Raw genomic sequence first — 17,458 nt, 5'->3', positions numbered from 1 at the left:
GCAGACGGTTTTTTACCTCCGGTTGAAAGTGAACCCACTGCATGTAAACGCCCGGAAGATAATCGGTGGGGATCGTCTATAACTTTTGCGACCAAGAGCCACATACGCCTGAGTAACTGACCGCCAGCCATCAGGCTCAGCCCCCTAATTCAACTCCCAGAGCTCTCGTGCCGTCATTCTTGGTTGGCGCCCTGCATCGACAGCATCACCAGCAAGGACTCGCCTTTCCCTGACACCACTCTCACCTCGCGCCAGTCGCGGATCACCGCCACCACCGCAGGGTTGAGCGGTGCATCGCCCCCCACCTGTACCACGGCGCAGCCTGCACGCAGGGCGCTCTCAATACCGGCCGGGGCATCCTCAAATACCAGACAGCGAGCGGGTGGCACGCCAAGCCGTACAGCGCCCAGCAGATAGGGCTCGGGATCGGGTTTGCCATTGACCACCGCTTCGGCTCCCACCAACACGTTAGGCAGCGGCAAACCGGCACAATTCAGGCGATGGCGGGCAACCCGCTCACCAGCGGAGGTCACGATGGCCCAATGCTGTGGCGGCAGGTGGCGCAGCAACTCGCCAGCTCCTGCGATGGCGTCGCCGCCGGTATGCAGCATCTCCAACTCATCAAGCCGCGCGACCTATCGCTCCACATCCAGTTGCGGAGCCAGCGACCGGATCACCTCGCGCGAACGCATACCGTGACACATCGCCAACACCGGCTCGGGATCGAGCAGATGTTCACGACACCAGAGCTGCCATACCTGCTCCACATCGCCGGTCGAGCAGACCAGGGTGCCATCCATATCGAGCAGCAGGGCGGATACCGACAGGGAGATCGTGTTCATGCCAGCACTCATACAGACACTCATACAGGCACCCCGGCCAGCTCGGGCAGAGAGCCAGAGAGCGCATCGGCAAAGGCCTGCTGCTGGGCGGCACGCTCATAACAGGCGAGCGCCTGCTCGGTACTGCCAGCCCATACCTGCAGCGGGCCGACCACAAACCCCTGTTGCAACAGGCTGGCGAGCAGCTCCCCAGTCTCCGGGGCCGCCAACGGCTGAGCCAGCACCAGCTTGCCCTTGATCAAAAACAGATAACGTTGGGTAGACATGATATGGCTCCTTGTTCCGGTTCAGAGGAGGGCGATTCCCCCCTTGACGAGCCATTAGAACAAGGCGATTAGATAATTTATAATCAATAAATCGCCACTTTGGATAACCAATTGGAATGAAATTCGACTTGAGGCAACTGCAGGCGTTTGTGACGCTGGCCGAGACCGCCAACTACCGGGAAGCGGCCAATCGCCTCTTCATTACCCAACCGGCCCTCACCAAGCAGATCCAGGGGCTGGAGCAGACGCTGGGCTGCACCCTGTTCAAGCGGGGCCGCCATGGTGCCGAGCTGACGGCGCTCGGCGCCCAGCTGCTCACTCAGGCAAGCGCACTGGTCAAACACGGCAGGGAGTTTGAACGTCACGCGCTGGCAGTGGCGAGTGGCGTGGCCGGTCGGCTCAAGATTGGGTTTGGCCTGTCGAGTTTCGCGCTGGCCCCTGCGCTGGTGGCCCGCTTCAAACAGCAGGTCACGGACGTGATGGTCCATCTTCAGGATATGCCCTCCGCGATCCAGCAGGAGCAGCTGCTCTCCGGCCAGTTGCAACTTGGTTTTATGCGTCGGCCAGAGACTCCGCTGTTGCAGGAGCATCGGCTGCTGACCGACCGGCTGGTACTGGCGGTGCCAACCCGGATGACCCAGCCAGATCCGTCATCGTTTGACGTCCAGCAGGCACTGACCAGTCAACCCCTGTTGCAGATGGTGGGCTACCGTTGTCCCGGCCTAACCCGGCAGATCGCCGGGTTTCTCGGCGCCAACCGGCTGACCGGCATGGTTCAAGAGGCAGAGGATATTCAGACTCTGGTGGCATTGGTTGCGGCAGGCATAGGTAATGCCATCCTGCCGCACAGCGTCAGCTTTATCGCGGGCCCGGACGTCACCCTCTATCCCCTCTTTGGCCCCTGTTCCGAGTGGGAGATAAGTCTGGTGTGGAACCCCGCCTTTGCCGACCCGATCCGCGATCGCTTCGTGCAGCTGGTCCTCGATCCCCATCCCGCACCGCACCCAGCCACAATCGATCGCTGACCCAGCCAAAAACTCCCGCAGACGGAACCAGGAGAAGATAGCGCTCAGCAATCGAGATGAATTAATCGGGCCTTTGTGAATCAAAGCATTTCAATTAACACACCACTGATCTTCACAGGGGATGCCATCTCCTTCCCCATCCATCTTGGTACCAGGGCAGTTTTGTAAAAACCAGGTTGCCTCCTCGCAGGAGGTCATCTGGGAGCAATGCTGCCGACCATCACACTGACGAATAAAGGTCGTTGTCTGTGGCGTGCTGACCGAGGTGCTGATCTCCTCCTGATTGAAAGATGAGACCGGCAATGGCGCCATCGACTCGGCCGAGAAACGGGAATAGATGGAAAAGAGGCCGACGAGCACCAGCAGGGGGATCAGTTTGCCACTCCAACTGCTCTTGCGACGTCGATAGGGGTTACTTCGCTCTCTGGTCGAGGTGGGTCGTGGCGGCTGACTTGCCGCCCGAAATGCAGGCGCCGCCGATGATGCGGCTGATCTTGCTGCTGATGGTGCGGCCGACGGCACTGCATCCGCCAACGTGAGCGGGCGATCGGGGAAAAAAACCTGTAACGCCCTCGGTTTGCCATCCTGGCCACTGCCGATCAGATAGGTGACACGCTCCCCCGGCTCGGGCAAGCGACCATCTGATTGCAGCGCCGTAACATGCACAAACAGCCCTGCACTGCGTGATCCATTGATTATCTGCTCGGCGCCATTTTGCTCCGGCGTAATAAATCCAAAGCCGCGCGCCTCGTTCCAGCTCGCGATCCGTCCCTGATAACGCATCTGTCCATCCTTGTTGTTATCCATGTGAGCACTATATTGCCCGACAATCATGTTGCCCAAAAGCGCTGCGGCCCGACAGAGGGCCGCTGAGTCAATCTCAACACGGTGCTCGGGTGCTGCCTGCGTTAAGGATCAAGCCAGCCGGGACACCTTGATGATCTCGGCGATACGGCCCAGCATCCGCAGCGAGGTGTGATGCTCGGTGGCATCTGCGGCGGCGCAGGCATCCTCCAGAATGGTGATGGCGTAGTCGCGATCGTGACCATCCCGCGCCGCCGCCTGAATGGCCCAGCTAGTGCTCACCCCGCACAGATAGAGGTGGTCGATGTGATTGGCCCGCAGCGCAGGCTCCAGCGCCGTGCCATAGAAGGGACTGACCCTGGGTTTGGTCAGCACCAGATCGCCGGGCTGCACATCCAGATCAGGATGAAAGTCGGTGCCGCTGTCAGCCAAAGAGAGCGCACCCTGCTGGTGAGCGCGACCAAACATGGGGGAGCCTTTGGGTTGCAGCTGATAGCCGCCGTCAAAGCCCACCTTGATCAGCACCACCAGCCAGCCGTGGGCGCGGGCATGGGCCAGCGCCTGATTGGCATGCGCAATGGCATCCTGCTCCACCACGTGGGCTGCGGAGGCGGCAATGCGCCCGTCGGGATGGGCAATATCGTTGATAAAATCGATCACCAACAGTGCCTTGTTCATCACCTTTGCTCCTTCGCGAATTCAGCCCGTGTTACCTGGTTTCTACCTGTCAAACCAGCCCCAGTGCATAGCGCAGCGCCATCTCCTTGAGCGGGCCCGCCTTGTCCGCCAGATTGAGAGCAAGATTGCGGGCCAGCTTGAGCGGGCCAATCTCGTTGCTGAATACCCCGTAGAAGAGATCCATTCCCGACTGCATCAGCAGGTTGTCGGGGCGACGGCGTCGCTCGTAACGCTCGGCCAACGCCAGCTGATGCCAGTCGGCGCCAACTCCTTGCAGCAGATCAGCCCAGCAGGCCACATCCTTGAAGCCGAGGTTGACCCCCTGCCCCGCCAGCGGGTTGATGGTGTGGGCAGCATCGCCAAGCAGCACCACCCGACCGACGTGATAGTCGTTGGCGTGGCGACGCACCAGCGGGAAACTCCCCTTGCCGGTGACGGTAAATCCGCCGAGCCGGCTTGGGAAGTGGCGGCGCACTTCGGCGGCAAGCCCTTCGTTGCTCATGGCCGCCAGCGCCCGGATACGGGCCGGGCTGTCATACCACACCAGAGAGCCGTGCTGGCCTGGTAGTGGCAGGAAGGCGCGCGGGCCGCTCGGGGTGAACTGCTGCCAGGTGATATCTTCCTGCGCAAAGTCGGTGTCGATATTGATCAGCATGCAGTGCTGGCGGTACTCGAAGCGCGATACACCGATACCCGCCAGCTTGCGGGTGTGGGATTCGGCACCGTCACAGGCCAGCACCCAGCGGGCCGCCAGCTCGGTGCCATCATCCAGAGTCAGCACAGCTTCATCCGCACTCTGGCGCAGGCTGGTCACCGCCGCCGGGGTGTGGGTCTGGATGGTGGGGAAATCCTCCATCCGTTTGAGCAGGGCGAGCTGCACCAGCCGGTTTTCGATGATGTAGCCGAGCTGGGGCAGACCGAGATCGGCGGAATTGAAGCGGGTGGCAAAACCGTCCAGCTCCCAGGTCTCCAGTCGGCGGTAGGGGCAGAGTCGCATCTGCTGCAGATGGTGCCAGGCACCGGCCTGCTCCAGCAGCGCCACCGAGGCCTGACTGATGGCGGAGACCCGCAGATCCAGCGGCTGCTCCGGCGCGTAATGCTCCGGCAGTTGGGTCTCGATGACCCGCACCGAGAGGCCCTGGGCTGCCAGCAGACAGGCGGTGGCGGCGCCCACCATGCCGGCGCCGACGATGGCGATATCACACTGTTCCATACATTTATTCCTGAAAGGGTGCGTCCGGCGACAGCGCCCGGACGTGAACCGGATGGCTGCATGATAGCGCAAGGGCGACTGATAAACAGTGAGACAAACGGGGAATTGCTGCGTCAAATCAAGGAGAAAGCTTATTGAGCTTGCTGGCAACAGGTATCGGGTGAGCACCATTGCCAGCTGGATATTAGCTAGGCAGTATCCAGATTGCGGAGTAAAATGCGCGGTCCTTTGACCATGCCGATTTCAAAACAAGTCAAGAGAAGCAATGAGCAAGAAACTTCACATTAAAACATGGGGTTGCCAGATGAACGAGTATGACTCGTCCAAAATGGCCGACCTGTTGGATGCCAGCAATGGCTACACCCTTACCGAAGAGCCCGAAGAGGCAGATGTCTTGCTGCTGAATACCTGCTCCATCCGCGAAAAGGCGCAGGAGAAGGTGTTCCACCAGCTGGGACGCTGGAAAAAGCTCAAGGCCAACAAGCCCGGTCTGGTGATCGGCGTGGGTGGCTGCGTTGCCTCTCAGGAGGGCGATGCCATCCGCCAGCGCGCTCCCTATGTGGATATCGTGTTCGGCCCGCAGACCCTGCATCGCCTGCCCGCCATGATCAAGGAAGTGCAGGAGGGCCGTGGTGCCCAGGTTGATATCGCCTTCCCCGAGATCGAAAAATTCGACAGCCTGCCCGAACCGCGCGCCGAAGGGGCCACCGCGTTCGTCTCCATCATGGAAGGCTGCTCCAAATACTGTACTTACTGCGTGGTGCCCTACACCCGCGGTGAAGAGGTGAGCCGACCGCTGGACGACGTGCTCTACGAAATCGCCCAGCTCGCCCAGCAGGGCGTGCGCGAAGTGAACCTGCTCGGCCAGAACGTCAACGCCTACCGCGGCCCGACCTTTGATGACGGCATCTGCACCTTCGCCGAATTGCTGCGTCTGGTGGCCGCTATCGACGGTATCGATCGCATTCGCTACACCACCAGCCACCCGATCGAGTTCACCGACGACATCATCGAAGTCTACAAAGACACCCCGGAAGTGGTCAGCTTCCTGCACCTGCCGGTGCAGAGCGGCTCCGACCGTATTCTGACCATGATGAAGCGCCCGCACACCATCCTGGAGTACAAATCCAAGATCCGTCGCCTGCGTGCCGCCCGTCCCGACATCACCATCAGCTCCGACTTCATCGTTGGCTTCCCGAACGAGACGGACGAAGACTTTGAAGCGACCATGAAGCTGATCGAGGATGTGGGTTTCGACATGAGCTTCAGCTTCATCTTCAGCCCGCGCCCGGGCACCCCGGCCGCCGACATGCCCGACGATGTCGATATGGAAGTGAAAAAAGCCCGTCTGGCCCGCCTGCAGCACGTCATCAACAACCAGGCGATGCAGATTGGCCGTGCCATGCTGGGCACCACCCAGCGCATCCTGGTGGAAGGGCCCTCCAAGCTCGACCCGATGCAGTTGTGTGGCCGCACCGAGAACAACCGGGTGGTCAACTTCGAAGGCCAGCACACCCTGATCGGCGGCTTTGCCGACGTGGAGATCACCGAGGTGCGTCCCAACTCCCTGCGCGGCAAGTTCATCCGCGGCGAGAGCGAGATGAACCTGCGGATCGCCACCGCCCCGAGCGAAATCCTGGCCCGTCGCCCGGATAACGTACCGGACGAGCTGGGCGTTGCCGCCTTCACTCCCCATTAATCCCCTCCTCCCCATTCGCCCGGCGGATGGGGAGCGCCTTGAGACGAGGATATTTTGAGCCGACACATCTCGACCCTGAATCTGCATCTGGAGCCCGCCGACAACCAGCGCCTTGCCAGCCTGTGCGGCCCCTTCGATGACAACATCAAGCAGCTGGAGCGCCGCCTCGGCGTCGAGATCAGCTACCGTGACAGCCACTTCCAGCTGGTGGGCAAACCGGCCCAGCTGGATGCCGCCGCAGTCATCCTCAAGCACCTCTATGTGGAAACCCAGCCCCTCAAGGGTGGCAAGGTGACTGACATCACTCCCGACATGGTCCATTTGGCTATTCAGGAGTCGCGAGTGCTGGAGCAGGATGACGAACCGGCGCCGAGCATCCCTTATGGCAAGGAGGTGACGGTCAAGACCAAGCGCGGTCTCATCAAACCGCGCAGCCCCAACCAGGCTCAGTACATCGCCAATATCGTGCGCCACGATATCTGCTTCGGCATCGGCCCGGCCGGTACCGGCAAGACCTATCTGGCGGTCGCGGCGGCGGTGGATGCGCTGGAGCGTCAGGAAATTCGCCGCATTCTGCTAACCCGTCCGGCGGTGGAAGCGGGTGAGAAGCTCGGCTTCCTGCCTGGCGATCTCTCCCAGAAGGTGGATCCTTACCTGCGCCCGCTCTACGACGCCCTGTTCGAGATGCTGGGCTTTGAGCGGGTCGAGAAGCTGATGGAGCGCAACATCATCGAGGTGGCGCCGCTCGCCTATATGCGCGGAAGAACCCTCAATGACGCCTTTATCATTCTCGATGAGGCCCAGAACACCACCACCGAGCAGATGAAGATGTTCCTCACCCGCATCGGTTTCAACTCCAAGGCGGTGGTCACCGGTGACATCACCCAGGTAGACCTGCCGCGCAACGCCAAATCCGGCCTGCGCCATGCTCTGGAAGTGCTGCAAGGGGTCGATGGTCTGTCGTTCAACTTCTTCGAGTCCAAAGACGTGGTGCGCCACCCGGTGGTGGCCCGTATCGTGCAGGCTTACGAGGCATTCGATGCCAAACAGGCAGCGGAGAAGGTTACCGGCCAAACAAACGCCAGCAAAGAGAGTGAGCAATGAGCGTAACCCTGGATCTGCAACTGGCCAGCGCCAGCACTGACGGCCTGCCCACCGAAGCCCAGCTGCAAGGCTGGCTCGATGGCACCATTCTCGGCTTCCAGCAGGAGGCAGAAGTGACGGTGCGTATCGTCGACGAGGCGGAGAGCAACGAGCTCAACCTCACCTATCGCGGCAAGGACAAGCCCACCAACGTGCTCTCCTTCCCGTTCGAGGCGCCACCCGGTCTGGAGCTGCCGCTGCTCGGCGATCTGGTGATCTGCCGTCAGGTGGTAGAGCGCGAGGCCGAGGAGCAGGGCAAGCCCCTGATGGCCCACTGGGCCCACATGGTTGTGCACGGCAGTCTGCATCTGCTAGGTTATGACCATATCGAGGATGAGGAAGCCGAAGAGATGGAAGCGCTTGAGCGCGACATCATGCAGGAGCTCGGTTTTGCCGATCCTTATCTGAACGACGAAGAGTAAAGAACCGGATGGTCATCGTCTTGAAACAGCAGATGGCCATCCTTATATAACCCGAACTATTTCAAGTGTGTTCATACGAGTAACCAAGAGAGAAAATGACCGACGATCACCCTAGTACCGGCTCGCCGAAGAAAACCTGGCTCGACAAACTCAGCCAACTCTTCCAGGGCGAGCCAAAAGACCGCAATGATTTGGTAGACGTGATAGCCGATGCCGAAGAGCGCGACCTCATCGATCAGGACACCAAGGACATGATCGAGGGGGTGCTGGAGATAGCCGATCTTCGCGTGCGCGATATCATGATCCCCCGCTCCCAGATGGTGACCATCGAGAAGTCCCAGCCGGTGGATGCAATCCTGCCGGTGATCATCGAGTCCGGCCACTCCCGCTTCCCGGTGATCAACGAGGACAAGGATCATGTGGAGGGCATTCTGCTCGCCAAGGATCTGCTCCCCTTCGGGTTTGGCGGCCATCACGCCAGCGAGCCGCTGCAGCTCGAGAAAATCTTGCGCCCCACGGTGATCGTGCCTGAAAGCAAACGGGTTGACCGTCTGCTCAAGGAGTTCCGCGAAGAGCGCTACCACATGGCCATCGTGGTCGACGAATTTGGTGGCGTCTCCGGTCTGGTGACCATTGAAGACATTCTCGAGCTTATCGTCGGCGAGATAGATGACGAATTCGATGACATCGAGGATGAGCCGGACGAGATCCGCCGCATCAGCAAACGGGTCTTCTCGGTTAGTGCCCTTACCGAGATCGAGGATTTCAACGACTTCTTCGGCACCCAGTTCAGCGATGAAGAGGTGGATACTGTGGGTGGTCTGGTGATGCACGCCTTCAGTCATCTGCCCAAGAAGGGCGAGGAGATCGAGCTGGACGGCTACCTGTTCAAGGTGATGCATGCCGACCGGCGTCGTCTGCAGCAGTTGCAGGTGAAGATCCCCGAGCACCACGCGGCGGCGCAATCCGAGCCGCAATAAGCAGATCCGCTCAATGTGTGAAACAACGCCCCGACCTCGGGGCGTTGTGCTCTCTGCCACCGGCATCGAGGCTCGCCGTTGCCCCGCTTACAGGTTAAGATACCGGCCATTCGACCCAGTTGCAGACCAAGACGAGCACCATCGCCCGTGAGATTATCCCCCGTTACGTCCAAAATCCTGTTGAGCCTCGGCGCACTGGCCAGTGGTGCCATCGCTATATTGGCTTTCTCTCCCTTTGGCTACTGGCCGCTGGTGCTCCCCTCCCTGCTGGGCCTCTACGCCCTGCTGGACAAAGCCACGCCAAAGCAGGCCGCCTGGCGTGGCTTTGGCTATGCCATGGGACTCTTTTTACCTGGCCTGTGGTGGATCCACGTCAGCATGACTGAATTTGGCGGCATCCCGCTGCCGATGGCCTTCGTACTGCTGGCCGGGCTCTCCGCCTATCTGGCGCTCTACCCGACGCTCGCCTGCTGGGTTTTCGCCCGCTTCTTTGGCGGCCGTCACTGGAGCCGCTGGCTGCTCGCCTTCCCGGCACTCTGGCTGCTGGCGGACTGGCTGCGTGGCTGGGTAATGACCGGCTTCCCTTGGCTCTGGTTTGGCTACAGCCAGATCGACGGCCCGCTCAGGGGCTTCGCCCCAATCCTTGGGGTGCAGGGCATCACCCTCGCCCTGTTGCTCTCTGCCTCCGCCATCTGGCAGGTGTGGAAATCCCGCTCCCCGCTCTGGCTGGCAGTGCCCGCTCTGCTGGTAGCCGGTGCCCACGGTCTGATGCAGCTCAGCTGGGTCACCCGTGGCGAGCCGGTCAAGGTGGCGCTGGTTCAGGGCAATATCGCCCAGTCCCTCAAGTGGGATCCGGAGGCGCTAGTGCCGACGGTGCGCAAATATCAGGATCTCAGCCGCGAGAATCAGGATGCCGACATTATCATCTGGCCGGAGTCGGCCATCCCGGCCATCGAGAAGGAGATGGGGCCCTATCTGGAGAATCTGGACAAGGCGATGAAGGTGAACAACACCGGTCTGCTGGCGGGGATCATTCACTATGATTTCGAGCAAAGACGATTCTTCAATACCGTACTCGGCATGGGGGTGCAGGATGCGGATGGCAAGGAGTCCTACTTCTACGGGCACCCCAACCGTTACAACAAGTACCACCTGCTGCCCATCGGCGAGTTCGTGCCGTTTGAAGATCTGCTGCGCCCCATCGCCCCCTTCTTCAACCTGCCGATGTCCTCTTTCAGCCGGGGTGACGAAGTGCAGCCGAATCTGATCGCCAAGGGGCTCAAGTTCGCCGCCGCCATCTGCTACGAGATCATCTTCCCGGAGGAGGTGCGCCGCAACGTCAATGCCGATACCGATTTCCTGCTGACCGTCTCCAACGATGCCTGGTTTGGCACCAGCATAGGCCCCTGGCAACATATGGAGATCGCCCGGATGCGCGCACTGGAGCTGGCTCGTCCGCTGCTGCGCGACACCAACACCGGCATCACTATCGTGACCGAGATCGATGGCAGCATCATCGGCCAGATCCCGCAGTTTGAAGCGGGCGTGCTGCGCAGCGAAGTGCGTCCCGCCCACGGCGAGACCCCCTACATGCGCTTTGGCAGCTGGCCCCTCTACGGCCTGACCGTGCTGCTGCTGGGTCTGGCGCTGGCGCTGCGCCCCAAGGCACACCCCTGGGCACGCGAGCTGTAATGGCCATCCGCCATCCCTGATAAACAATGAGGCGCCCGCAGGCGCCTCGTTTTTTTCATCTCCAATCAAAGCGATATACCGGAGAAGGACATAAAACCGAGGGACATCAGCCCCGCCACGATAAAGGTGATGCCGATGCCCCGCAGCCCCTCGGGGACATCGGCGTATTTCAGCTTCTGGCGCAAACCGGCCATGGCGACAATAGCCAGCAGCCAGCCAAGCCCGGAGCCTGCGCTGTAGACCAGCGACTCGGCAAAATCGTAATCCCGCTGCGCCATAAACATCACCCCGCCGAAGATGGCGCAATGGACCGTCAACAACGGCAGATAGATGCCGAGCGCCTGATAGAGGCTTGGGAAGTACTTGTCGAGCAGCATCTCCATCACCTGCACCAACGCCGCCAACACCCCGATGTAGATGATGTAATCGAGAAATCCCAAATCGAATTCTCCGAAAAAGGTGCTGCCTGCCCGCAAGATATGGCGGTAAATCAAGTTGTTGAGGGGAATGGCGATCACCATCACCACCAGGATTGTCATGCCAAGGCCAAAGGCAGTGTTGATGTTCTTCGAAACGGCCAGAAAGGTACACATCCCCAGAAAGAAGGCCAGGGCGAGGTTCTCGACAAAGATCGAGTGAATAAACAGGTTGAAGTAGTAGTCCATAGGGTGTGCTCACCAGATGTTTGCGCAAAGAAAAGTCTGCCTCTGGCCGATGGCCAGCAGCATGGACGACACAACAGAAAGCGCGGACGCAGCACCAGACGATAGAGCGCAGGCAGCAGGTATCAGCCTGCCCGTCAGTCAATCAGGAGCGTTACAAACCGAGTGAAAAGGTGGATGGGCGCCCGCCAGCAAGGTGGGCTAGTCGCCGTGACAGAAACGATATTGCAGGTGGCGACAGCGCAGCAGCCGTCGGTGCAAATAACCGAAGTAGACGGGGAGCTGCCTGACATAGAGAAGAGGGAGAACCAGTAGCAGACCGCAGAGCAGGCCGAGGATATCGTGCTGGAACCAGGCCAGCACCATCTGATAGCGCTCGGAATGAGTGGCCCCTTCGAGTCGCCGCCCCGGCTCGAAGCCGAGTCGCCACTGGGAGGCAGGAGGAAGGCCGACACTGTTGACCAATCCCGGATCGGATTGCTCATGCAACTGCATCGAGACCTTCTGCCTGACCGACGCCTGATGAGGTGTTGCAGTGACCCCTACCGCAGCGAAAGCGGCAAACCACAGCAGGCTGGCGATAGCGAGGACCATCGCCCAGGTCGATAGTCGGCCAGAAGACAGCAAAGAGTCAGTCCCGTTCAAACAACAAAATGATGCGGGGATGAATGTATCACAACGCCTCTTTTTCTTGAATTTGAAACCGTACTAACTGACGTAAAACGATACTAAAAACCCTCTTTCTAAGAAAGCCAGCAATTAAATACCAACATAACAAGGCGGTAGAGTCACCCCCGGGCCCACAGTAAAACGGCCACCCGAGGGTGGCCGTTGTCAGCGATGTCAGCGATCAGAGCAGCAATGCTACCTGCTCAGAGACCGGCCGCCTCCAGATGCTCCACCAGCAGCTGCACACTGCGGTTGCCGCGCCACTCGTTGACGTCAAGCCGGTAGACAAGCCGCACCCGCTTGACCGAGGCATCGGGCCAGCGCTTGAGATCGACGCCGAAGGCGATGGCATCCACCGCGTGGCCAGAATCGGTAGTCAGCATCATCTTGAGGTGCTTCTCCCCCACCAGCCGCTGCTGCACTAGCACGAATTCGCCGTCAAACAGCGGCTCTGGGAAGGCCTGACCCCAGGGGCCGGAGGCGCGAATAATCTCCGCCAGCTCGAGAGTGAGCTCGTCCGGCAGCAGCTCGCCATCGGTGAGCAGCACCCCGGTCAAGAGCTCCGGCGTCACCAGCTCGCTGATGACCGCCTCAAAGGCCCGACCGAACGCCTCGATATTGGCCTTGGGCAGGGTCAGCCCCGCCGCCATGGCATGGCCGCCAAACTTGCCCATCAGGCCCGGATGGCGGGTATCGAGCAGTTCCAGCGCATCGCGCAGGTGCACCCCGGGGATGGAGCGGCCGGAGCCCTTGAGCTCGGTCTCGCTGCTCTCGGCAAACGCGATGACCGGGCGGTAGTACTTCTCCTTCACCTTGGAGGCCACCAGCCCCACCACCCCCTGATGCCACTCGTTGCGGTGCAGCACTATGCCCGACGGCACCTCGCCATCGCGAAACCGGATCTGCTCCAGAGTGGCGAGGGCCTCCTGCTGCATCCCCTGCTCGATCTCCTTGCGCTCCTGATTGAGGCTGTCCATCTCGGCCGCAAGCTGGCGCGCCAGATTGAGATCATCGCAGAGCAGACAGGCGACCCCAAGGGACATATCATCGAGGCGCCCTACCGCATTGAGACGTGGCCCCAGCGCAAAACCGAGGTCGGCGGCGGTGAGGCGGCGACCATCGCGGCCCGACACATCCACCAGCGCCTGAATGCCGGGGCGACAGCGGCCGGCCCGGATCCGCTGCAACCCCTGATGGACCAGGATGCGGTTGTTGCCATCGAGCGCCACCACGTCGGCGACCGTACCAAGAGCCACCAGATCGAGGTAATCCGCCACATTGGGGGCTCGCAACCCTTGCCGTTCGTACCAGCCAAGCTGACGCAGATGGGTGTTGAGGGCCGCCATCAGGTAGAAGGCCACCCCCACCCCGGCCAGGGACTTGGAGGGGAAATCGCAACCGCGCTGGTTAGGGTTGACGATGGCATCGGCATCAGGCAGCTCCTGACCCGGCAAATGGTGATCGGTAACCAGTACCTGCATACCAGCCGCCTTGGCAGCCGCCACCCCGGCGATGCTGGAGATGCCGTTATCCACCGTGATCAGGAACTCGGCGCCGCGGGCCACCGCCAGCTCGACAATTTCGGGGGTAAGGCCGTAGCCAAACTCGAAGCGGTTGGGCACCAGAAAATCGATGTGGCGACCGCCCATGGCGCGCAGGGCCAGCAAACACAGGGCGGAGCTGGTGGCACCATCGCAGTCGAAGTCGCCGACGATAAGGATCCGTTTCTGGGCAGTCAGGGCATCCGCCAGCAGCGGCACCGCCTGCTCCATCCCATAGAGGCGCTGGGGCGGCAACAGCTGGCTGGCGCTGCGCTCCAGCAGGGCGGGATCCTCTACGCCACGGCTGGCGAAGATTTGACGAAGCAGGGGGTGCAGGGTGGCGGGGAGATGGGAATCATCAACTCGCGGACGACGACGGATTTGCAGGGGCATCAATGTGATCCAGTATCTTGAGCAGTTGTTCCGGGCTCTGGTAGCCCCTTACCAGATCTCCATCAGAGGAGACCCAGGCAGGCAGTACCTTGACCCCCAACCACTGGCTCAGGCCAATATTCTCGATAAGGGTCTCACTACATTCCTTTTGAGGCAAATAGGCTTTGAAGGGATCATTCTGTAGCAGGGGATCCTTGCACCAGTGGGAAGCCTGTCCTGCATGTTCAATCACGGGGTAGAGCTCGACACTGACCCCGGACGCCTGCAGATGTTGCAGCGTGCCGGACAGCTGGCGACGAGCGGCATCCTGCTCACCGAAAAAGAGCGCAACCCGATGACGCTCATTACTGGCCTGGAGAACGACCGGTGTATGGGTCACCTGGGACAAGCCCAGTCGACGCTGCTCGCGCATGCCCGAGATGGTGAGGTTCTTCATGTTATGAGTCATATCCAGCATGACCCCCTGCACCACATAGTTCCCCTTGGCATCGCTGTAGAGCACCCCTTGCGAAGTGCCCAGCATATAGAGCCCGGGAATAGGGGTCTGTTCCACCAGATAAACAGAGACCCCTAACCGGGCGGTAATGGTCTGTTTCAAGGTTTGGGTATCCATCCCCGCTCTGGCAGCAAATGTGCACAAAAGCATCATTCCCAGTAGTAAATACTTCACTTGTTTACTCACGCGGTATGAATGAATCGACCCAGCAAACTACAGCAGCACAGCTCATCATTCAACCAGCTACTTACCAAAAAATTAATATCACTTTGTACCAAAAAAATGGCTCCCCCCGATTGCCAAGGACTCATAACGCCCGCAAGCTAGTCAGGACGACAGGAACAACGCGGCTTAGCCTCTGTTTTTCCTGACAAGAGTTCGCCCTTTGGCAAGGGTAATCAACGCGCTATCTTGTTTAATTTCGGAGGAAATAATGAGTCTGATTCAAGAGTTCAAAGCCTTTGCCGCCCGCGGCAACGTCATCGATATGGCGGTCGGTATCATCATTGGTGCCGCCTTCGGCAAAATTGTCTCCTCTTTTGTCGGTGACGTGATCATGCCGCCCATCGGCCTCATCCTGGGCGGCGTGGACTTCAGCGACCTGGCGGTCACCCTGAAGGCCGCAGAAGGTACAACACCCGCCGTGGTCATCGCCTATGGCAAGTTCATCCAGACCATCATCGACTTTCTGATCATCTCTTTTGCCATCTTCATGGGACTGAAGGCCATCAACACCCTCAAGAAAAAGCAGGAAGAGGAAGCCGCCGCCCCGGCAGGCCCGACCAAGGATCAGGAGCTGCTGACCGAGATCCGTGATCTGCTGAAATCCCAGCAAGGGAAATAAGCGCCATCTCCTGTCGTGTAGAGATAAAAAAACCGCCTGCTGGCGGTTTTTTGTTTTTGGGAGGTCAGCCACTCAGGCTCTGGGGTGGTGCTCCCCGTGCAGCGCCTTGAGACGCTCGTTGGCCACATGGGTGTAGATCTGGGTGGTGGAGAGATCCGCATGGCCCAGCAGCATCTGCACCACCCGCAGATCGGCGCCGTGGTTGAGTAGATGGGTGGCGAAGGCGTGGCGCAAGGTATGGGGGGAGAGCTCACCGTTGATCCCGGCCCGCTGCGCGTAAAGCTTGATGCGGTGCCAGAAGGTCTGGCGGGTCATCATACGGGCCTGCTTGGAGGGAAATACCACATCCGAGCTGGTGCCCCCCAGCAGCAGGGTGCGCGCCTCGCGGTAGTAACGCTCCAGCCAGTGCATCGCCTCCTCGCCCATCGGCACCAACCGCTCCTTGTTACCCTTGCCAATAACCCGCACCAAGCCCTGCCGCAGGCTGATATGCTCGGCGGTGAGCCCCACCAGCTCGGAAACCCGCAGCCCGGTGGCGTAGAGCAGCTCCAGCATTGCCTTGTCCCGCAGCTCCAGCGGGTCATCCACCAGCGGCGCACTCAGCAGAGCTTCCACTTCCGTTTCGCTTAAATCTGAGGGGAGTTTTTTCGGCAGCTTGGGCCCCTCCAGCAGCACGGTCGGATCGTCACTGCGCAGCTTCTCGCGGTTGAGATACTGGTAAAAGCGGCGCAGGGCCGACAGGAAGCGGGCGGTGCTGCTGGCCGCAAACTGGTGATCGACCCGCCAGGCGAGGTAGTGCTGGATCTCGTCCATCCCTGCCAGCAACAGCGAGCTTCCCTGCTCGTCGAGCCAGAGGGAGAACTTCTCCAGATCGCTGCGATAGGAGCTGACCGTGTTGTCAGACAATCCCCGCTCCAGCCAGAGGGCGTCGAGAAAGGGTTCAATCAGGGGATGGGGGTCGGGCTTGCTCATGGTGCGCTGCAATAAGGGGAAAGATGGCCCATTGTAACGCGCCAACTCCTTGGAAAGACAAGGCACTTTCATTGGAAAGATAAGGCTCGTTTGCCACGCCCCTTGCCGGGCGGTGAAGGTCGAATGGCAATCTGCTAGACTGGCGCCCTCCCCTTACGTTACCCATCGTGTTGCCAACATGGCGCAGCCCACACGAGCATGCGAGAACGCGCCAAAAGCAAGCGAGAAAGCGCCAACAGAGAGTAGAGCGATGAAGATTGGTCTGTTTTACGGTTCCACCACCTGCTACACCGAGATGGCTGCCGAGAAGATCCGCGCCCTCATCGGCCCCGAGCTGGTGGATATTCACAATATCAAGGATGTCTCCCTGCGCCGGATGGAGGATTACGAGATCCTGATCCTCGGCATCTCCACCTGGGATTTTGGCGAACTGCAGGAGGACTGGGAGTCACGCTGGGAAGATATCGCCGATCTCCATCTGGAGGGACGCATCGTGGCCCTGTTTGGCCTCGGCGATCAGCTCGGTTATGGCGAATGGTTCCAGGACGCCCTCGGCATGCTGCACGATCAGCTGGTGCCAAAAGAGGTCAAGCTGGTGGGCTACTGGCCCAACGAAGGGTACGAATTCGATGCCTCCAAGGCACTGATCGACGATGGCCGTCACTTCGTCGGGCTGGCCCTCGATGATGCCAACCAATATGACCAGACCGATCCGCGCATCGAGCAGTGGGTCGAGCAGATTCTGAGCGAAATCCACGCCCTGCTCTGATCTTTCCCACGTTTTGGCAAAACGACCCTGAGCGCCTGGCCCTGGCCGCCGGGCGCAGTTATCGCACCGATTTTCTCAATCGGTATCATCGCATGACGCTATAGCGACTTTTTTGTGCTGGTCTGCAACAATGGACTCGACATCCCATAACAATCAGAGCCGGATGTCGGAAGCAAACGGACAGACCAGAAAAGGATATTCTATGACCCCATTCTCCCTGTTGGCCCCCGCCATTGCCCGTGACGTGCTCGATCACGCACTGGCGCTGGGTGCCGATTTCGCCGAGCTGTTTGTGGAGCGCAAGCGCCGCAGCCAGCTCAGCCTGCTCTCCAGCCAGATAGAGAACAT

The 17,458-nt window shown here is 60.2% G+C and carries 17 protein-coding genes and 2 pseudogenes; 9 read left to right on the top strand and 10 right to left on the bottom strand.

The genetic code is table 11. From position 1 onward, the window contains the following. Window positions 1–173: 173 nt before the first annotated feature. Window positions 174–842: pseudogene (locus tag G5358_RS10725) on the bottom strand (HAD-IA family hydrolase). Window positions 843–862: 20 nt separating this feature from the next. Continuing rightward, window positions 863–1,108 (bottom strand): hypothetical protein, encoded by a 246-nt coding sequence (locus G5358_RS10720; protein ID WP_088868650.1) that lies wholly within the window; start codon window positions 1,106–1,108, stop codon window positions 863–865. A gap of 116 nt (window positions 1,109–1,224) precedes the next feature. Between G5358_RS10720 and G5358_RS10715 the strand changes: the two genes are divergently transcribed. Beyond that, window positions 1,225–2,133, top strand: coding sequence for a LysR family transcriptional regulator (locus G5358_RS10715; protein WP_216953030.1), 909 nt, complete (start codon window positions 1,225–1,227; stop codon window positions 2,131–2,133). 90 nt (window positions 2,134–2,223) lie between these two features. On the opposite strand, the gene G5358_RS10710 is transcribed toward G5358_RS10715, so the two are convergent. The 3 genes from G5358_RS10710 to G5358_RS10700 form a co-directional block, all read right to left on the bottom strand. Continuing rightward, window positions 2,224–2,916, bottom strand: coding sequence for a cold shock domain-containing protein (locus tag G5358_RS10710; RefSeq protein WP_421324073.1), 693 nt, complete (start codon window positions 2,914–2,916; stop codon window positions 2,224–2,226). A 132-nt stretch (window positions 2,917–3,048) separates the two neighbouring features. Beyond that, window positions 3,049–3,615, bottom strand: coding sequence for a cysteine hydrolase family protein (locus G5358_RS10705; RefSeq protein WP_368214958.1), 567 nt, complete (start codon window positions 3,613–3,615; stop codon window positions 3,049–3,051). A gap of 49 nt (window positions 3,616–3,664) precedes the next feature. Then, on the bottom strand, window positions 3,665–4,828 hold the full coding sequence (locus tag G5358_RS10700; protein WP_139409075.1) for an FAD-dependent oxidoreductase: 1,164 nt from the start codon (window positions 4,826–4,828) through the stop codon (window positions 3,665–3,667). Window positions 4,829–5,093: 265 nt separating this feature from the next. Between G5358_RS10700 and miaB the strand changes: the two genes are divergently transcribed. The 5 genes from miaB to lnt all read left to right on the top strand — a co-directional run bounded on the left by miaB (window position 5,094) and on the right by lnt (window position 10,764). Next, window positions 5,094–6,527 carry a tRNA (N6-isopentenyl adenosine(37)-C2)-methylthiotransferase MiaB gene (miaB, locus tag G5358_RS10695; RefSeq protein ID WP_042082727.1) on the top strand — a complete coding sequence of 478 codons (1,434 nt, stop codon included), beginning with the start codon at window positions 5,094–5,096 and terminating at the stop codon, window positions 6,525–6,527. Window positions 6,528–6,581: 54 nt separating this feature from the next. Then, window positions 6,582–7,631: a PhoH family protein gene (locus tag G5358_RS10690; protein WP_139463536.1), complete on the top strand. Its 1,050-nt coding sequence runs from the start codon at window positions 6,582–6,584 to the stop codon at window positions 7,629–7,631. Continuing rightward, window positions 7,628–8,092 carry an rRNA maturation RNase YbeY gene (ybeY, locus tag G5358_RS10685; protein WP_005354089.1) on the top strand — a complete coding sequence of 155 codons (465 nt, stop codon included), beginning with the start codon at window positions 7,628–7,630 and terminating at the stop codon, window positions 8,090–8,092. The genes G5358_RS10690 and ybeY overlap by 4 nt, the downstream gene beginning before the upstream one ends. A 95-nt stretch (window positions 8,093–8,187) precedes the next feature. Further along, window positions 8,188–9,072, top strand: coding sequence for a CNNM family magnesium/cobalt transport protein CorC (corC, locus tag G5358_RS10680; protein ID WP_203118663.1), 885 nt, complete (start codon window positions 8,188–8,190; stop codon window positions 9,070–9,072). A 147-nt stretch (window positions 9,073–9,219) separates the two neighbouring features. Further along, the gene (gene lnt, locus G5358_RS10675; RefSeq protein ID WP_421208804.1) at window positions 9,220–10,764 is read left to right on the top strand and encodes an apolipoprotein N-acyltransferase; all 1,545 of its coding nucleotides are present in this window, start codon (window positions 9,220–9,222) and stop codon (window positions 10,762–10,764) included. A 65-nt stretch (window positions 10,765–10,829) separates the two neighbouring features. Here lnt and nqrE read toward each other — a convergent pair whose 3' ends face one another. From nqrE to G5358_RS10655, 4 genes are all read right to left on the bottom strand, one after another. Next, on the bottom strand, window positions 10,830–11,429 hold the full coding sequence (nqrE, locus tag G5358_RS10670) for an NADH:ubiquinone reductase (Na(+)-transporting) subunit E (RefSeq protein WP_216953026.1): 600 nt from the start codon (window positions 11,427–11,429) through the stop codon (window positions 10,830–10,832). Window positions 11,430–11,627: 198 nt separating this feature from the next. After that, window positions 11,628–12,020, bottom strand: a complete 393-nt coding sequence (locus G5358_RS10665) for a hypothetical protein (RefSeq protein WP_254204248.1) — start codon at window positions 12,018–12,020, stop codon at window positions 11,628–11,630. A gap of 278 nt (window positions 12,021–12,298) precedes the next feature. Continuing rightward, entirely contained in the window at window positions 12,299–14,029 is a 1,731-nt protein-coding gene (gene recJ, locus G5358_RS10660; RefSeq protein WP_421324070.1) for a single-stranded-DNA-specific exonuclease RecJ, read from the bottom strand. Next, entirely contained in the window at window positions 13,995–14,642 is a 648-nt protein-coding gene (locus tag G5358_RS10655) for a disulfide isomerase DsbC N-terminal domain-containing protein (RefSeq protein ID WP_216953024.1), read from the bottom strand. Before G5358_RS10655 ends, recJ begins: the two co-directional genes overlap by 35 nt. A 316-nt stretch (window positions 14,643–14,958) precedes the next feature. On the opposite strand from G5358_RS10655, the gene mscL reads away from it, so the two are divergent. After that, window positions 14,959–15,369 carry a large-conductance mechanosensitive channel protein MscL gene (gene mscL, locus G5358_RS10650; RefSeq protein WP_042054731.1) on the top strand — a complete coding sequence of 137 codons (411 nt, stop codon included), beginning with the start codon at window positions 14,959–14,961 and terminating at the stop codon, window positions 15,367–15,369. A 72-nt stretch (window positions 15,370–15,441) separates the two neighbouring features. Here mscL and xerD read toward each other — a convergent pair whose 3' ends face one another. Beyond that, on the bottom strand, window positions 15,442–16,341 hold the full coding sequence (gene xerD / locus G5358_RS10645) for a site-specific tyrosine recombinase XerD (protein WP_421324069.1): 900 nt from the start codon (window positions 16,339–16,341) through the stop codon (window positions 15,442–15,444). 250 nt (window positions 16,342–16,591) lie between these two features. Between xerD and fldB the strand changes: the two genes are divergently transcribed. Together fldB and G5358_RS10635 are read left to right on the top strand one after the other, a co-directional pair. Beyond that, on the top strand, window positions 16,592–17,110 hold the full coding sequence (gene fldB / locus G5358_RS10640; RefSeq protein WP_267512187.1) for a flavodoxin FldB: 519 nt from the start codon (window positions 16,592–16,594) through the stop codon (window positions 17,108–17,110). 202 nt (window positions 17,111–17,312) lie between these two features. Continuing rightward, window positions 17,313–17,458, top strand: a pseudogene (locus G5358_RS10635) (TldD/PmbA family protein); the annotation flags it as partial.

Origin of the sequence: Aeromonas sp. 604176 (genome assembly GCF_049170755.1) — a bacterium.
Lineage (GTDB): Bacteria > Pseudomonadota > Gammaproteobacteria > Enterobacterales > Aeromonadaceae > Aeromonas > Aeromonas veronii_A.
The sequence above is the reverse complement of the archived record's forward strand: the minus strand, read 5'-3'. Positions and strand labels throughout refer to the sequence as shown.

Bases quoted from the DNA above. Each gene is read 5' to 3' on its own strand.
- corC (WP_203118663.1), top strand. From the start codon at position 8,188: ATGACCGACGATCACCCTAGTACCGGCTCGCCGAAGAAAACCTGGCTC.
- G5358_RS10700 (WP_139409075.1), bottom strand. From the start codon at position 4,828: ATGGAACAGTGTGATATCGCCATCGTCGGCGCCGGCATGGTGGGCGCC.
- G5358_RS10705 (WP_368214958.1), bottom strand. From the start codon at position 3,615: ATGAACAAGGCACTGTTGGTGATCGATTTTATCAACGATATTGCCCAT.
- G5358_RS10655 (WP_216953024.1), bottom strand. From the start codon at position 14,642: ATGGATACCCAAACCTTGAAACAGACCATTACCGCCCGGTTAGGGGTC.
- nqrE (WP_216953026.1), bottom strand. From the start codon at position 11,429: ATGGACTACTACTTCAACCTGTTTATTCACTCGATCTTTGTCGAGAAC.
- G5358_RS10710 (WP_421324073.1), bottom strand. From the start codon at position 2,916: ATGCGTTATCAGGGACGGATCGCGAGCTGGAACGAGGCGCGCGGCTTT.
- G5358_RS10720 (WP_088868650.1), bottom strand. From the start codon at position 1,108: ATGTCTACCCAACGTTATCTGTTTTTGATCAAGGGCAAGCTGGTGCTG.
- xerD (WP_421324069.1), bottom strand. From the start codon at position 16,341: ATGAGCAAGCCCGACCCCCATCCCCTGATTGAACCCTTTCTCGACGCC.
- ybeY (WP_005354089.1), top strand. From the start codon at position 7,628: ATGAGCGTAACCCTGGATCTGCAACTGGCCAGCGCCAGCACTGACGGC.
- fldB (WP_267512187.1), top strand. From the start codon at position 16,592: ATGAAGATTGGTCTGTTTTACGGTTCCACCACCTGCTACACCGAGATG.
- G5358_RS10715 (WP_216953030.1), top strand. From the start codon at position 1,225: ATGAAATTCGACTTGAGGCAACTGCAGGCGTTTGTGACGCTGGCCGAG.
- miaB (WP_042082727.1), top strand. From the start codon at position 5,094: ATGAGCAAGAAACTTCACATTAAAACATGGGGTTGCCAGATGAACGAG.
- mscL (WP_042054731.1), top strand. From the start codon at position 14,959: ATGAGTCTGATTCAAGAGTTCAAAGCCTTTGCCGCCCGCGGCAACGTC.
- G5358_RS10665 (WP_254204248.1), bottom strand. From the start codon at position 12,020: ATGGTCCTCGCTATCGCCAGCCTGCTGTGGTTTGCCGCTTTCGCTGCG.
- recJ (WP_421324070.1), bottom strand. From the start codon at position 14,029: ATGCCCCTGCAAATCCGTCGTCGTCCGCGAGTTGATGATTCCCATCTC.